Origin of the sequence: Klebsiella sp. KE9456 (genome assembly GCF_043832615.1) — a bacterium.
GTDB classification, from domain to species: Bacteria; Pseudomonadota; Gammaproteobacteria; order Enterobacterales; family Enterobacteriaceae; genus Klebsiella; species Klebsiella indica.
The window spans coordinates 210,906-226,698 of record NZ_JBDYQK010000003.1; the positions used below are offsets into that span (position 1 = coordinate 210,906).

The 15,793-nt window shown below is 53.9% G+C and carries 16 protein-coding genes; 12 read left to right on the forward strand and 4 right to left on the reverse strand.

What is annotated here, in order from left to right:
• Positions 1-316 precede the first annotated feature (316 nt).
• Entirely contained in the window at positions 317-868 is a 552-nt protein-coding gene (gene yjgA, locus ABK821_RS04660; RefSeq protein ID WP_138361658.1) for a ribosome biogenesis factor YjgA, read from the reverse strand.
• Positions 869-962: 94 nt separating this feature from the next.
• Between yjgA and pmbA the strand changes: the two genes are divergently transcribed.
• The 12 genes from pmbA to ABK821_RS04720 all read left to right on the forward strand — a co-directional run bounded on the left by pmbA (position 963) and on the right by ABK821_RS04720 (position 10,773).
• Positions 963-2,315 (forward strand): metalloprotease PmbA, encoded by a 1,353-nt coding sequence (gene pmbA, locus ABK821_RS04665; protein ID WP_343178436.1) that lies wholly within the window; start codon positions 963-965, stop codon positions 2,313-2,315.
• Positions 2,316-2,351: 36 nt separating this feature from the next.
• Positions 2,352-2,738 carry a cytochrome b562 gene (gene cybC, locus ABK821_RS04670; RefSeq protein WP_138361656.1) on the forward strand — a complete coding sequence of 129 codons (387 nt, stop codon included), beginning with the start codon at positions 2,352-2,354 and terminating at the stop codon, positions 2,736-2,738.
• Positions 2,739-3,015: 277 nt separating this feature from the next.
• Positions 3,016-3,354, forward strand: a complete 339-nt coding sequence (locus ABK821_RS04675) for a glycine dehydrogenase (protein WP_138361655.1) — start codon at positions 3,016-3,018, stop codon at positions 3,352-3,354.
• Between the two features lie 9 nt (positions 3,355-3,363).
• On the forward strand, positions 3,364-3,726 hold the full coding sequence (locus ABK821_RS04680) for an SFCGS family glycine-rich protein (protein WP_110276583.1): 363 nt from the start codon (positions 3,364-3,366) through the stop codon (positions 3,724-3,726).
• Between the two features lie 2 nt (positions 3,727-3,728).
• On the forward strand, positions 3,729-4,028 hold the full coding sequence (locus ABK821_RS04685) for a DUF4312 family protein (RefSeq protein WP_343178435.1): 300 nt from the start codon (positions 3,729-3,731) through the stop codon (positions 4,026-4,028).
• Between the two features lie 21 nt (positions 4,029-4,049).
• A complete protein-coding gene (locus ABK821_RS04690) occupies positions 4,050-4,826 on the forward strand; it encodes a DUF4311 domain-containing protein (protein WP_138361653.1) in 777 nt (258 codons plus the stop codon).
• A 12-nt stretch (positions 4,827-4,838) separates the two neighbouring features.
• A complete protein-coding gene (locus ABK821_RS04695; RefSeq protein WP_138361652.1) occupies positions 4,839-5,483 on the forward strand; it encodes a DUF4310 family protein in 645 nt (214 codons plus the stop codon).
• A gap of 115 nt (positions 5,484-5,598) precedes the next feature.
• Positions 5,599-6,732: an amidohydrolase/deacetylase family metallohydrolase gene (locus tag ABK821_RS04700; RefSeq protein WP_138361651.1), complete on the forward strand. Its 1,134-nt coding sequence runs from the start codon at positions 5,599-5,601 to the stop codon at positions 6,730-6,732.
• Positions 6,716-7,834 (forward strand): DgaE family pyridoxal phosphate-dependent ammonia lyase, encoded by a 1,119-nt coding sequence (locus ABK821_RS04705; RefSeq protein WP_343178434.1) that lies wholly within the window; start codon positions 6,716-6,718, stop codon positions 7,832-7,834. The genes ABK821_RS04700 and ABK821_RS04705 overlap by 17 nt, the downstream gene beginning before the upstream one ends.
• Positions 7,831-8,571, forward strand: coding sequence for a KDGP aldolase family protein (locus ABK821_RS04710; protein WP_142502857.1), 741 nt, complete (start codon positions 7,831-7,833; stop codon positions 8,569-8,571). The genes ABK821_RS04705 and ABK821_RS04710 overlap by 4 nt, the downstream gene beginning before the upstream one ends.
• 70 nt (positions 8,572-8,641) lie before the next feature.
• A complete protein-coding gene (locus ABK821_RS04715; protein ID WP_138361648.1) occupies positions 8,642-8,887 on the forward strand; it encodes a hypothetical protein in 246 nt (81 codons plus the stop codon).
• Positions 8,863-10,773, forward strand: a complete 1,911-nt coding sequence (locus tag ABK821_RS04720) for a PRD domain-containing protein (protein WP_308560805.1) — start codon at positions 8,863-8,865, stop codon at positions 10,771-10,773. Before ABK821_RS04715 ends, ABK821_RS04720 begins: the two co-directional genes overlap by 25 nt.
• Before the next feature lie 64 nt (positions 10,774-10,837).
• On the opposite strand, the gene nrdG is transcribed toward ABK821_RS04720, so the two are convergent.
• From nrdG to treC, 3 genes are all read right to left on the reverse strand, one after another.
• Positions 10,838-11,302: an anaerobic ribonucleoside-triphosphate reductase-activating protein gene (gene nrdG, locus ABK821_RS04725; RefSeq protein WP_343178433.1), complete on the reverse strand. Its 465-nt coding sequence runs from the start codon at positions 11,300-11,302 to the stop codon at positions 10,838-10,840.
• A 264-nt stretch (positions 11,303-11,566) separates the two neighbouring features.
• Positions 11,567-13,705 carry an anaerobic ribonucleoside-triphosphate reductase gene (nrdD, locus tag ABK821_RS04730; protein WP_343178432.1) on the reverse strand — a complete coding sequence of 713 codons (2,139 nt, stop codon included), beginning with the start codon at positions 13,703-13,705 and terminating at the stop codon, positions 11,567-11,569.
• Positions 13,706-14,137: 432 nt separating this feature from the next.
• On the reverse strand, positions 14,138-15,793 hold the full coding sequence (treC, locus tag ABK821_RS04735; RefSeq protein ID WP_395033830.1) for an alpha,alpha-phosphotrehalase: 1,656 nt from the start codon (positions 15,791-15,793) through the stop codon (positions 14,138-14,140).

A 15,793-nucleotide genomic window follows, 5' to 3' on the forward strand; every position in this document is an offset into this window, starting at 1 on the left:
GAGCAGCGCTTTAACAAGCGGACTTTTATATCGAGATCAATAAAAACAAACAGATATGTTTATTCTGGATTCGCTGATGAACCTGAAAATGAGGCAATAGTGAGAAAAAGATAAATGATTATGTAAAATAAAAGTTAAATATAAAAGTCATTCAAGATAAAAATGAAACATTTAAACCTTTAAGTGAATAAAATATTCAATTTGCCCTCGACTTCACCGCTGCCAGGGAACATGACTGCGGTTTTACGAGCAGTCACGAATATTCACATCGGCGCCCGGATCGGGCATCGGCCATAATCCGGGAGATCGGGAAAACTTAGCCTTCGCTCTCGGCCAGTTCACGCAGATACTGGAAGATAAGACGCGCGGACTTCGGCGGCTTGTTGCCTTCTTTCTCTTTTTTGGCGTTACGGATAAGCGAACGTAGCTGCTGACGGTCGGCGTCAGGCCACAGATTCAGTACTTCCGCAACGGCATCGTCACCATTATCAAGCAGACGATCGCGGATCTGTTCAAGTTTATGGAACAGTGCAACTTGCTGATTGTGGCGGTTCTTCAGCTTGTCCAGCGCCTGACGAATCGGTTCCACATCACGATTGCGCAGCAACTTCCCAATTAACTGTAGCTGGCGGCGACGGCCTTCTTTCTTGATTCGCTGGGCGAGTTCAATGGCGTCACGCAAGTCAGTATCCAGCGGGATTTTATCCAGCGCGTTTTTTCCCAGCTCGACCATTTCCGCGCCAAGACGCTTGAGCTCTTCCGCGTCGCGCTTAATTTCACTTTTACTGACCCAGATAATTTCATCGTCTTCATCTTCGACGTCATCACCGGGAACGTCGTCGAGCCAGTCTTTGGGCTGCTTTGTCATTTCAGGTTCCTTAAAAAAGAGGCTAATGTTACCAGTTAAGGCGCGCACTGAAAAACGGTTCTCTGTTAGACTTCAGTTAACTCCTTCTTACATTATGGCATTAGCGATGAAAGTCATCTCTCAAGTTGCACAACAGCGTAAGACGCTGGAAGAGGCCGTGACCACGGCGCTGGAACTGGCGGCAGGCAAATCCGACGGTGCGGAAGTCTCCGTCAGCAAAACGACCGGCATCGGCGTCAGCACCCGCTACGGCGAAGTGGAGAACGTAGAATTTAATAGCGATGGCGCATTAGGCATCACCGTTTATCACCAGAACCGTAAAGGCAGCGCCTCCTCGACGGACCTTAGCCCACAGGCGATTGCCCGCACGGTGCAGGCGGCATTAGATATTGCCCGTTACACCTCGCCCGATCCGTGCGCGGGCGTGGCGGATAAAGCGCTGCTGGCCTTTGAGGCGCCGGATCTCGACCTGTTCCACCCGGCGGACGTTTCCCCGGATGAAGCCATTGAACTGGCATCCCGGGCAGAGCTGGCGGCGCTGAAAGCGGATAAACGCATCAATAATACCGAAGGCGGCAGCTTTAATAGCCACTACGGTATCAAAGTATTCGGCAACAGCCACGGTATGCTGCAAAGCTACTGCTCTACCCGCCATTCACTCTCCAGTTGCGTGATTGCCGAAGCGCAGGGCGATATGGAACGCGATTACGCCTACACACTTGGTCGGGCGATTGACGATCTGCAATCGCCGGAGTGGGTTGGCGAGGAGTGCGCTCGCCGCACGCTGTCACGTCTGTCGCCACGCAAGCTGTCGACGATGAAAGCGCCGGTGATTTTCGCCAGTGAAGTGGCCACCGGGTTGTTTGGTCATCTGGTCGGGGCGATTGCCGGCAGCGCTGTTTATCGTAAATCCACCTTCCTGCTTGATGCTTTGGGTAGCCAGATCCTGCCGGACTGGCTGACCATTGAAGAGCATCCGCATCTGCTGAAAGGGTTGGCTTCCACCCCGTTTGATAGCGAAGGCGTGCGTACCGAACGTCGTGATATCGTTAAAGACGGCGTGCTAACCCAGTGGCTACTGACTAACTATTCTGCCCGTAAGCTGGGGTTAAAAAGTACCGGCCACGCGGGCGGTATCCACAACTGGCGCATCAGCGGCCGCGGTTTGAGTTTTGCAAAGTTGCTTAAAGAGATGGGTACCGGTCTTGTCGTGACGGAACTGATGGGGCAGGGTGTAAGCGGCATCACCGGCGACTACTCACGCGGCGCATCTGGCTTCTGGGTAGAAAACGGCGAAATTCAGTATCCGGTCAGTGAAATCACCATTGCAGGAAATCTGAAAGAAATGTGGCGTAATATCGTGACCATCGGCGACGATATCGAAACGCGCAGCAACATTCAGTGCGGTTCCGTACTGCTGCCGGAGATGAAAATCGCCGGGCAATAATACCTGTTTGCTTAATAATAAAAAAGGAAGTGAGCAATGCGTAAAAAACTGTTAGCGATGCTGGCTGTCTCTGCTTTCGCCCTCGGTTCGGCTTCGGCTTTTGCCGATCTGGGCGAAGATATGGATACCCTCGCCGAGAATCTGCAAGTGGTGCAGAAAACGTCGGATGCCGGCGAACTGAAAGCGGCGCTGAATAAGATGCGTACTGCGGCGGTCGACGCCCAGAAAGAGACGCCGCCCCGGCTGGAAGGTAAAGCCGCCGATAGCGCGGAAATGAAAGATTATCGTCATGGTCTGGATGTGCTGATTGGTCAGATAGACGGAGCGTTGAAGTTCGCTGACGAAGGTAAAATCAAAGAGGCCCGGGCTGCAGCGGAAGAGTTTAAAACCACCCGTAATACTTATCACAAGAAGTACCGCTAATTTCTTTTTTCAGGAGGGTGTGTGCCCTCCTGCAACGAAAAAGCGTCGTCCCGTCACATTTTTCCGCTTTTCTGTTCCGCTATACCCGCCTTGTTGATGTCTCTATATTGTGATATGCGTCACAATAATATGTAAAAAAGAACATTCTACTCATGTTTATGTGATCAAGATCGCATCAGCCGTCCTTCTTTCCACTTCGAAGTGGAAAACAACTCGCTACAAACTCTTTCTCCTCAGTATTAGTTTTATCCCCAGAGATATCAACGGGGAAACGTAAGTGAATAACGGAGCGGTAACAAACGTCTCAGAGGAACAGGCCATGCTCACTGAACAACTGGCCGACAAGATGCTGCAGCAGGTTTTTGCACTATTAAGCCATCGCAACATCGTTCCCAATGACGTGCAGGAGCAAATGCTGACTTCCCACGTGCGGGCGATGGCCCATCGGTCAATCAGCGGCGAGCCGCTGCCGGAAGTGGATGCCAGCCTGTTCGAAGAGATTTCAGACGATTCAATGATATTGGCTCGCGAAGTCGTCGCGCAATTCGGCAATCTGCCAGATGAAGAAGCCTGGCTGCTGTCGGTTCACTTTGAAGTCGCGAAAGACAATTTATAAGGAGAAAAAATGGAACAGATTACCGTCGTTATTGGCGACCGCCTGGGTAAAGGGCAAAAAGTGGCTGCTGGTGCGGAAAAAGCCGGTGCTCGCGCAGTGGTGGTACCTGGCGTTGCTGCGGATATGAAACTGGGCGACATGATGAAGGCCGAGAACGCCACCTTTGGCATCTCTTTCTGCGGCAGCGGCGGAGCGGGAGCGATCACCGCGCAGAATAAACATGGCTACAAAGCAAAATATGGTATGCGCTCCGTTGATGAAGGCGTCACCGCGATCAATGAAGGCTACAACGTGCTGGGTTTCGGCTTTATGGATAAAGAAGAGCTGGGGGAGCGCCTGGTCGAAGCCTGGAAGAAGAAGTATGGCGTGTGAGTATGAAAGAGCAATTCACCGTTACGGTGAGCGTTACCGGCAAAGGCGAGAGCAAAGCGCGGGCCTTTGCCGATGCTCTGAACCATGTACAGGCGATGGTCATGAAAACGTCGCCGCATATCTTACTGCGTATTGAGCCACAGGATGTGGAGGTTGTTTATGCGCGTGAAGCGATACGAAAAGAGGCGTTCTTGTTCATCTTTTTGCGCCGTGAGCGACGGACTTACAGCATTGAGCTGAATGTTACCGTCACCGTGACGGCCATTAATCTCGATAAAGTGGATTTCGTCACGCAAACCTGATTTTCACCAAAGGGTCAGACTATGTTCCTGATAATTTTAATAAAATCGCTCATTATCGGCGGCCTGGTTGGCGTCGGTGTGGGCGCCGGAGCGGCACGCATGTTTCATGCGCCCACCACGCAAGGGATGGGCGCATTTCGTACATTAGGCGAGCTGAATTCATGTGAAGGCGATCCGGCTTCTCACTTCTCTTTTGGCCTCGGTTTTTTCTTCAACGCCTGGGCTTCTTCTGTCGCAGCAGGCTCCTTCACCCAGGATGTTGACCACCGCATTATTCCGAACTGGGGGGCGGCGGCGCTGATGATCAAAAACCGCAATGTCGGCGAGACGTTGCATGACCCGAAGAGGATGGCGATCGCCTGCGGCATTATTGGCATGATCGTCGTCACCTTCCTGAACCTGACCGCGTCTTCAGTACCTGAAGCGCTACAGGTGACGGCGGTTAAAGTGCTGGTACCCGCGGCAAACTTGCTGGTGAATACCGTGATGCCGGTTATCTTCTGGCTGGCGGCGATTGAGGCCGGGAAAAAATCCGGTTTCTGGGCCACGATTTTTGGCGGCGCGGCGCAGTTGATTATGGGGAATGCGGTTCCAGGTCTGGTGTTGGGGATCTTGATTGGTAAAGGCGTGGAAGAGAGCGGCTGGCACCGCGTCACTAAAGTCATGATGGCGGCGATTATCGCGTTGTTCGTTCTGAGTGGTTTCTTCCGTGGTTTCGATATGAAGATGATTGAATCCTTCCATCTGACCGTGCCGAACTGGCTGGAACTGATCCACAACTCGCTCAGCGGTAAATAACTGGAGCCTCTCATGGAACAAAATAAAGGTTTTTGGTATGCCGACTGGTCGTTCCCGATCTTTGTTGGCTTGCTCTCATCCGGCGTTTTTGCCGGAACGCATATGTACTATCTCTATGGCATTGGCGCGTTTAACGAAGTGGCCTTCGTCGCCATGTTGAAAGCGGGAATTGATACGGGCGCCTACGGCGCGGTAGCGGCTTTCGGTGCCAGTTTTCTGTTCGCCCGAATTATTGAGGGCTCACTGGTAGGGATTCTGGATATCGGTGGGGCGATTCAGACCGGGGTTGGTTTAGGTGTTCCGGCGCTGCTGCTGGGGGCGGGTATTATGTTCCCGGTGACCAACTTTATCGCCTCCCTGGTTACCGGTCTGGTGCTTGGCCTGGTGATTGGCTACATCATCATCCTGGCGCGTAAATTCACCATCAACCAGAGTGACTCCACCTATGGCGCGGATGTAATGATGGGCGCAGGGAACGCCTCCGGCCGCTTTCTTGGGCCGTTGATCATTCTCAGCGCAATGGCTGCCTCTATTCCCATCGGTATCGGTTCTCTTGTTGGCGCGCTGCTGTTCTACATCTGGCAGAAGCCAATCACTGGCGGCGCAATTCTTGGCGCGATGCTACTTGGTTCTATCTTCCCGGTGGCAATTAGCTGATTGACTGATGGTGCTGTGCCGATCAGGCCTACGGATAAGTGATTTTTCGTAGGCCTGATAAGGCATTTAGTCGCTATCCAGGTAAAAGGTTTACCTGGTTTTACAGGAGATGGATATGTTTGATTTACTTCTTCGTCGCGCGCGCCTCGTCGACGATACCCTGACCGATATCGCCATCCGTGACGGGAAAATTGCCGATCTGGGCGATATTAGCGCCCCTGCGCGCAAAACCGTCGAGCTGGGGGGGCGCTATTACGTCAGCGCTGGCTGGATTGATTCCCACGTCCACTGCTATCCGAATTCACCGATTTACCATGATGAACCGGATAGCGTTGGTATTGCCACTGGTGTGACTACGGTGATTGACGCGGGCAGTACCGGTGCGGACGATGTGGATGATTTCTATCAGCTGACCCGTAAAGTATCGACTGACGTTTATGCGCTGCTCAATATTTCCCGCGTCGGGCTGATTGCCCAGAACGAACTGGCCAATATGACCAATATTGATGCCGATGCGGTGAAGCAGGCGGTCAACCGCTACCCGAACTTTATCGTCGGGCTAAAGGCGCGGATGAGCAGCAGCGTGGTAGGGCAAAACGGTATCACGCCGCTGGAACGCGCGAAGGCTCTCCAGCAGGAAAATGGCGGCTTGCCGCTGATGGTGCATATTGGCAACAATCCGCCGGATCTTGAGGAAATCGCCGATCTGCTGACGTCTGGTGACATCATTACCCACTGCTATAACGGCAAGCCCAACCGCATTCTGACGCCATCCGGTGAGCTGAAGAGCTCGATTACCCGCGCCTTACAGCGCGGCGTGCGCCTTGATATCGGTCACGGCACTGCCAGCTTCAGCTTTGAAGTGGCGCGCCGGGCGATTGCTATGGGCATTTTGCCGCATACCATCAGCTCCGATATTTACTGCCGCAATCGTATTGATGGCCCGGTGCGTTCGCTGGCGCTGGTGATGTCGAAATTTCTCGCCATCGGCATGTCCCTGTCGCAGGTCATTGACTGCGTAACGGCCAATGCCGCTGACGGCCTGCATCTGACGCACAAGGGACGGCTGGACGTAGGCTATGACGCGGACCTCACGCTATTTACCCTCGCGCACAGGCCAACGGTGTTGGTAGATGCTGAAAACGACAGCCTTCAGGCTGATAAGATTCTGCTGCCGCTTGCCGCCATTCGTGCGGGCAAGGGCTTTCTGACCGAACAAGGGAGCGCGGAAAATGCCTTCGATTTTTGAGAAATACGGTTTAAAACAGGTGATCAACACCTCCGGTCGTATGACCATTCTCGGCGTCTCCACGCCGCGTCCGGAAGTGGTGGAAGCCGCGATGGCGGGAATGACCCAATATTTCGAGATGAAAGATCTGGTCAATAAAACCGGCGCCTATATTGCGGGATTGCTGGATGTTGAAGGAGCGACCATTGTCTCTTGCGCCTCGGCGGGTATCGCGCAGTCGGTGGCGGCGGTTCTGGTGAAGGACAGCGACTGGCTGCTGGAAAACCTGCATGTGACGCCGATTGCAAACAATGAAATCGTGTTGCCAAAGGGCCATAACGTCAATTTTGGCGCGCCGGTGGGTACCATGGTGGCGCTGGGCGGCGGCAAACTGGTCGAAGCGGGCTACGCCAACGAATGTTCCGCCGAGCAAATGACGGCAGCGATCACGCCACGTACTGCGGCTATTTTGTATATCAAATCCCACCACTGCGTACAGAAAAGCATGCTTAGCGTGGCGCAGGCGGCCGCGGTTGCGCGCATTCATAATCTGCCGCTGATCGTCGACGCCGCGGCGGAAGAGGATCTACAGACCTACTATTACGCCGGTGCGGATCTGGTTATTTACAGCGGCGCGAAGGCTATCGAAGGGCCAACCAGCGGGCTGGTGATCGGTAAAACGAAATATGTCGAGTGGGTAAAACGCCAGGCTAATGGTATTGGTCGGGCGATGAAAGTGGGCAAAGAGGGGATTTTGGGCCTGACCTGCGCTATCGAACACTTCCTGACATCAACCAAAGAGAGCGGGAAAGAGATGGTGGCGAAGATGACGCCGTTTATTAACCAGATTAATACGCTTGATGGCGTGAGCGCGCGGGTGGTCTGGGACAGCGCGGGTCGCGATATCGCGCGCGCTGAAATTAAGTTTGATGAAGCGGTAACCGGGGTGAGCACCGGCGAGCTGGTGAATTTGCTGAAGCAAGGCGAATACGCCATCTATTTCCGTGGTTATAAAGCCAATGAAGGCATTATTGAGGCCGATGTGCGCAGCGTAAATTCCCGACAGTTGGAGATTGTCTTCCGTCGCATCGCAGAAGTTCTGAATAAGGAGAAAAAGGCATGAAGTTGACCCCTAATTTTTACCGTGACCGCGTCTGTCTGAACGTGCTGGCCGGCAGCAAAGAGAACGCCAGTGAGATTTACGTCGCGGCGGAAGGCCATGTGCTGGTGGGCGTGCTCTCCAAAAATTATCCGGATGTCGCCAGCGCGGTAGCCGATATGCGCGAATACGCGAAGCGAATTGATAACGCGCTTTCGGTGGGGCTGGGGGCGGGCGATCCTAATCAATCGGCGATGGTCAGCGAGATCTCTCGTCAGGTACAGCCGCAGCACGTCAACCAGGTGTTTACCGGTGTGGCGACCAGTCGCGCGCTGTTGGGGCAGAATCAGACCGTGGTTAATGGCCTGGTGTCGCCCACCGGCACGCCAGGGATGGTGAAGATCTCCACCGGTCCGCTCAGCAGCGGCGCGCCAGATGGCGTCGTTCCGCTGGAAACCGCCATTGCCTTACTGAAGGATATGGGGGGAAGCTCGATCAAATACTTCCCGATGGGCGGTCTGAAGCATCGTGACGAGTTTATTGCGGTAGCTGAAGCGTGCGCCCGCTATGATTTCTGGCTGGAACCGACCGGCGGGATCGATCTGGAAAACTATGGCGAGATCCTGCAGATCGCTCTGGAAGCGGGAGTGAGCAAAATTATCCCTCATATCTATAGTTCTATTATTGATAAAGCCAGCGGTAATACCCGTCCGGCGGACGTGCGTCAGCTGCTGGAGATCACCAAACAATTCGTTAAATAGCGTCGATTAACCCTCTCCTTCAGGGGAGAGGGTGAGGGGATACGCTCCGCCAGGCCATCAGGGAGTCACCATGCTAACCGCTCATTATCTGCTTGTTGCTTTACTGTCTCTGCCTGGAGCCGGCGCTGCCGCACAAACCCTTGACGCTTACAATCCTGACAAAGAAGGTCTGTACCGCTTTATCGTTACGCCAAAGAATGGCAGGCTAATCTTCCCCCTGGACTCCGGCCAGCAGTCCGTTGCAGATGGTGATATCCGCTCAACCTTGAGTCGTAAGAAAAAGGAACTGACATGCGATTTCCCAATCAACGTTTAGCGCAGCTGTTTACTCTGTTGCAAAACGAAACGCTGCCGCAGGAGGAACTGGCGCAGCGGCTGTCGGTTTCTACGCGCACTGTGCGCGCGGATATCACCGCGTTAAACGCGCTGTTGTTGCGTTACGGCGCACAGTTTATTCTTACTCGCGGTAGCGGTTATCAGCTGGTGATTAACGATCCATTGCGCTATCAGGCCCTGAAAGAGAGCGCGCCGAAAACGCAGCACATCCCGCGTACCGCGGCAGATCGTATCCATTTTTTGCTGGTGCGCTTTTTGACATCCGCCTTTTCTATCAAACTGGAGGATTTGGCCGATGTGTGGTTCGTCAGCCGTGCTACCTTGCAGGGGGATATGGCTGATGTCCGCGAGCGTTTTCAGCGTTATCAGCTCACCCTGGAAACCCGTCCGCGCCATGGCATGAAGCTTTTCGGTAGTGAAGTCTCTGTTCGCGCCTGTCTGACCGATTTGCTGTGGGAATTAAGTCAGCAGGGACCGCTGAACCCACAGATCTGCGAGGAAGCGTTTGATGTCAGTGTACCGACCTTGCTGGAAGGCGTGTTGCAGGAAACGTTAACCCGCCATCATGTGCGCCTGACGGATGCGGGGGAACGCTTTATCTGCCTGTATGGCGCGGTTGCCGTGCGCCGGGTGAGAGAGGGATATCCGCTGGCGGATTTTTGTGCTGAAGATGTGGAACAAAATGTGCGCGATGCCGCCAGTGAACTGGCCAGTGTGATGCAAAAGTTAGCGGGGAAACCATTTGCACCAGCGGAAGAGGAGTGGCTCTGCGTACACTTTGCCGCTCGTCAGGTGCAGGACGTCGATCCGGGGACAATCAGCGCTGACGACGACGAAGCGTTGGTGAATTACATCCTGCGTTATATCAATCAGCAATATAATTACAATCTGCTGGACGATGCCCAGCTACGCGCGGATTTATTGACCCATATTAAGACCATGATCACCCGCGTACGCTACCAGATAATGATCCCCAACCCATTGCTCGACAACATCAAACAGCACTACCCGATGGCCTGGGATATGACTCTGGCGGCGGTATCCAGTTGGGGAAAATATACTCCCTACGCCATCAGTGAAAATGAGATTGGTTTTCTGGTACTGCATATCGGCGTCGGGCTGGAGCGTCACTATAATATTGGCTACCAGCGTCAGCCGCAGGTGCTGCTGGTATGCGATACCAGCAACGCAATGGTGCGGATGATTGAAGCTATTTTGCAGCGAAAATATCCGCAGTTGCAAATTGCCGCCACGATCTCGCAGCGTGAATATGAACAGCGAAAGGAGGTGACGGAGGATTTCGTTATTTCCACCGTGCGTATCAGCGAAAAAGAGAAACCGGTGGTGACTATCGCCCCATTCCCTACCGATTATCAGCTTGAGCAAATCGGCAAACTGGTGCTGGTGGATCGCACCCGTCCGTGGATGCTGAATAAGTATTTTGATGAAGCCCACTTTCAGGTGGTTTATACCCCATTGGATCAGCAGACGCTGTTTGCCACGCTGTGTCAGCAGTTACAGCAGGAGGGATTTGTTGATGCGGAGTTTCATGATTCGGTAGTGGAGAGAGAGGCTATCGTCAGCACGATGCTCGGCGATGGTATCGCGCTGCCGCACGCCCTCGGCCTGCTGGCGAAAAAGACCGTCGTCTACACGGTGATCGCGCCGCACGGCATTGCCTGGGGCGATGAAACTGCGCATATCATTTTCCTGCTTGCCATCAGTAAAAGCGAGTATGAAGAAGCGATGGCGATCTACGATATTTTTGTCACTTTTCTGCGTGAACGCGCGATGGCCCGCCTTGCCGTCACCCGCAGCTTTGATGAGTTTAAAACGGTGGCGATGGAATGCGTCAGCCGATTTTGAGTATCGTTTGCAAGATCCGCACGTCACGTCTACTGAAAAGCAAATAAACGGTTGTGGCCAGCGGCTATCTCAGGTGGTGCACAACCTGGTTGCTACTGCCGCGCCAGATGAGCGCCGGGTCTTTGAGATCCTGCACAAATTTACCATCAACCAGCACGTTGATTAAATCCACCACCTGCATCTGGGCGACGTTCAGTTCCGCCAGCTTATAGCCGGTCCACACCCAGATATCTTTGCCAGGGCACTCGGCGCGAACGCGCTGAACCAGTTTGAGGATCTCCGGTACGTTCTGCGGATGTAGCGGATCGCCGCCTGAGAGGCTAATTCCCTGGCGTTTGATCCGTGTATCGTTGAGATCGGCAATGATTCGGTCTGCCAGCTCGGTGGTGAACGGCAGGCCGGAGTTCAGCCGCCAGGTACTTTTGTTATAGCAGCCGGAGCACTCGTGCACGCAGCCGGAGACAAATAGCGTGCAGCGGGTGCCGGGGCCGTTCACGATATCTACTGGGTAGTACTGATGGTAATTCATTGTTTCCTCTTCTCATTTGACGCTGTAGCGGCGTTGGCTGCGCTCGTGCGCCCAGGTCACTTACTTCAGTAAGCTCCCCGGGACTTGCTCGCTTGCCGCCTTGCTACAACGCCAACTGATTTGAGGAAACCCATATAGTGGCGGTAGCCCTGGATAAAAAGCGCTTTGCGGCGCGATGCGGGAGCGGCTCTTGAATGGTCAAACGGCTACTAATTGATCCCCTCTCCCCCTTGGGGAGAGGGTGAGGGGCTAAACCACCTGGAATTAACCGATCTGCCCGTTGCCCAGATGCTTCACGCGGCGCTTCACTTCTTCCTGCTTACCGGCATTGAACGGACGGGCGTCCGGGCTGCCGAGATAACCGCATACCCGGCGGGTTACCGATACGCGAGTCGCGTCGTGATTACCGCATTTCGGGCAGGTGAAACCTTTGCTGGTACACTCGAACTCGCCGGTAAAACCGCACTCGTAACACTCGTCGATTGGCGTATTGGTACCGTAATAGGGAACGTGCTGGTAGCTGTAATCCCAGACGTCTTCCAGCGCTCTCAGGTTGTGCTGAATATTCGGGTATTCGCCGTAGCAGATAAAGCCCCCGTTAGCCAGCGGCGGGTAGGGCGCTTCAAAATCGATTTTGTCGTACGGATTAACCTTTTTCTCCACGTCGAGGTGGAAACTGTTGGTGTAATAGCCTTTATCCGTCACCCCTTCAATCACGCCGAACTCAGCGGTGTCCAGACGGCAGAAACGATCGCAGAGGTTTTCGCTTGGCGTACTGTACAGGCTAAAACCGTAGCCGGTTTCTTCCTTCCACTGATCTACCGCTTCGCGCAGACGGCGAACGATGGCGACGCCTTTCTCGCGCAACACTTCGCTATCGTAGATATGCTTGTTGCCGGACAGCGCATTGATGGTTTCATGGATGCCGATATAGCCCAGAGAAATCGACGCTCTGCCGTTTTTAAATATTTCGGCAACATCGTCGTCCGCTTTCAGACGCACGCCGCAGGCGCCTTCCATATACAGAATCGGTGCGACGCGGGCTTTCACCCCTTCCAGACGGGCGATACGGGTCATCAGCGCCTTACGCGCCAGCTGCAGACGTTCATCCAGCAGTTTCCAGAATTCCGTCTCGTCGCCTTTGGCTTCCAGCGCGATGCGCGGCAGGTTGAGGCTGATCACGCCGAGGTTATTGCGGCCATCGTGCACCTGCTCGCCATTTTCGTTTTCCCACACGCCGAGAAAGCTGCGGCAGCCCATCGGGGTTTTGAACGAGCCGGTGACTTTCACTACCTGATCGTAGTTGAGGATATCCGGATACATGCGTTTGCTGGCGCACTCCAGCGCCAGCTGTTTGATATCGTAGTTCGCGTCGCCGAATTTGTGGTTCAGACCGTCGCGAATCGCGAACACCAGTTTCGGGAACACCGCCGTTTTGCGATTTTTACCCAGACCGGCGATGCGGTTACGCAGAATGGATTGCTGAATCAGACGCGATTCCCAACGGGTGCCGAGGCCGAAACCAAAGGTAACGAACGGCGTCTGACCGTTGGCGGTATGCAGGGTATTCACTTCATATTCCAGCGACTGAAAGGCGTCGTAACACTCTTTTTCCGTACGCGAACGGGCATAACCTTCTGCATCGGGGATCTGCCACTCTTCAGCAATTTGACGATGCTTATTGAAGCTTGCGGTAACGAACGGCGCCAGCACTTCATCGATACGGTTAATGGTCGTACCGCCATAAATATGGCTGGCGACCTGAGCGATAATCTGCGCCGTTACCGCCGTCGCGGTAGAGATGGATTTCGGCGGTTCAATCTCAGCGTTCCCCATCTTAAAGCCGTTGGTCAGCATGCCTTTCAGATCGATCAGCATACAGTTGAACATCGGGAAGAACGGAGAATAGTCGAGGTCATGATAGTGGATAACGCCGCGTTCATGCGCCATAACCACGTCATGCGGTAGCAGGTGTTGACGGGCGTAATGTTTGGCGACGATGCCCGCCAGCAGGTCGCGCTGGGTCGGGATGACTTTACTGTCTTTATTGGCGTTTTCATTGAGTAATGCCGAATTGGTCTGCTCAACCAGGCCGCGAATTTCCTGGTTCAGACGGCCGCGCTTTTCACGTTGGCTATCACGGTCATGGCGATATTCAATGTAGGCGCGCGCCAGCTGCTTGTACGGACCGGACATCAGCTGATTCTCAACGGCGGTCTGGATCTCGTTGATATCAACCTGGGCGCGGCCCTGCATTTGCTGGCTAACGACTTCTGCGACGGTGGCGCAATAGTCTGCGTCATCGACTCCCGCTGCTTTAGCTGCACGTAGAATTGCATCATTAATGCGCTCTGACTTAAACGGTACTTTACAGCCATCGCGTTTCATCACATGCGGTGTCATGATCACTCCATACTTTTATAGAACAGGTTATCCACAGAGGCGGAAGGTCAACCAGCGTCCCGAGGCGCTATAGCTACTGCTGTTTTCCTCCGATCCTGGCCCTTTTTATCCACATCCCACCACCACCAACGAACGACGGGTTGTGGTGACATAATAGACTATTAATACAATATGTGGGGCCGGTTGGCATTTTAAGTTCTATATATAGTGCTTTGCATCAAAGATGTTTGCAATTTTATTGATGCAGGACAAAGTAAAAAGATGAGAGTACAGATGATGGGCGCTAGCGCTAAATGTAAATTTATCTGCTTATAAATTAAGCATAATTTGCGTCCGCTCGGGGAGCATGTAGATTGCAGGTAAAGGAATGGTCAAATTCAGGCGGGGCGGAGGGATCAGCATCCCCGGTAACATCGCTACCGGGGGCGCCACTTACTCCTGTAACCACCATACTGCTTCAAATGGACGCAGGAGCATGTCCGAGGGGCGATTGGCTGCTTCGGCATAGTTGCTCATTAGCACCTGCCATTCACCTGCTATGCCTTCCGCTCGCCAGGACTGGAATTCACGACTCAGGTTAGCGGCGACAACCAGCGTTTGCCCTTGCCATTGACGGCGATAGCACCATAGCGAAGGATGTGCTGGCAGCAAATCCTGGTAATCACCCCAGGTCAGTACCGGCGTGCTTTTACGCAACGTAATCAGCTGTTGATAGGTATAAAAGACCGATTCCGGGTCAGCCAGCGCCGCGTCGACGTTGATCTCACGATAATTATCGCACAGCGCAATCCACGGTTTGCCCGCGCTGAAGCCGCCGTTTTCGCCGCTGTTCCACTGCATTGGCGTACGGCTGTTATCGCGGGATTTGCTGGCCAGAATCGCCAGCAGTTGATCGGCGCTCTGCCCCTGGGCCGCACGTTCAATAAACATATTGCGGCTCTCTACGTCGCGATAATCGGTAATGCGCGTAAAGTGCGGGTTAGTCATGCCTATCTCTTCACCCTGGTAGATATAGGGGGTGCCCTGCATGCCGTGCAGCACCATCGCCAGCATTTTCGCCGCCGGGACGCGGTATTCGCCTTCGTCGCCAAAGCGGGAAACAATGCGCGGCTGATCGTGGTTACACCAGAACAACGCGTTCCATGCGCGATTGTGTATCCCCTGCTGCCAGTGGCTGAACAACGATTTCAGCGCCACATAATCCGGGCGCGCCAGCGTCCACTTCTCACCGCCGGGATAGTCCACCTTCAGATGGTGAAAGTTAAAGGTCATCGACAATTCGCCGCCATCCAGCGCCGCATACCGCTGGCAATGCTCCAGCGAGGTGGAGGACATTTCCCCTACCGTCATCAGATTCCGCGGTCCGAAAACATCGCGACTCATTTCCTGTAAAAATTCGTGCGCTCGCGGGCCGTCGGTATAGAAACGGCGGCCATCGCCATCCGTATCAGACGGGAAAGTCTGATCTTTGGAGATCAAATTGACCACATCCAGACGCAGACCGTCGACGCCGCGATCGGCCCAGAATTCGCAGACTTTTTTCAGCTCTGTGCGTAGCGCCGGGTTTTCCCAGTTCAGATCCGCCTGCTCCACGGCAAACAGATGCAGATAATACTGCTCGCTTGCAGCGTGCCACTGCCAGGCGTTGCCGCCAAATTTAGAGCGCCAGTTATTTGGTGGAGTGGTTGGTTCGCCGTCGCGCCAGATATAGAACTGGCGATACGGACTCTCTTTGTTAAGCGCTTCCCGGAACCAGGCATGCTCAGTAGAGGTGTGGTTAAACACCATATCCAGCACGATACGGATCCCGCGATTGTGCGCCTGCGCAACCAGTTCGTCGAAGTCGTCCAGCGTGCCATAGGCCGGGTCGATAGCGGTATAGTTGGCGACATCGTAGCCATTATCGACCTGCGGCGAGACGTAGAATGGCGTCAGCCAGATCGCGTCAATGCCCAGCTTTTGCAGATAATCAAGACGTGAGATAACGCCGCGTAGATCGCCGGTTCCTGTACCGGTGGTATCCTGGAAACTCTTCGGATAGATTTGATAAATAACGCCGTTTTGCCACCAGAGGGGAAGGGTATTCAT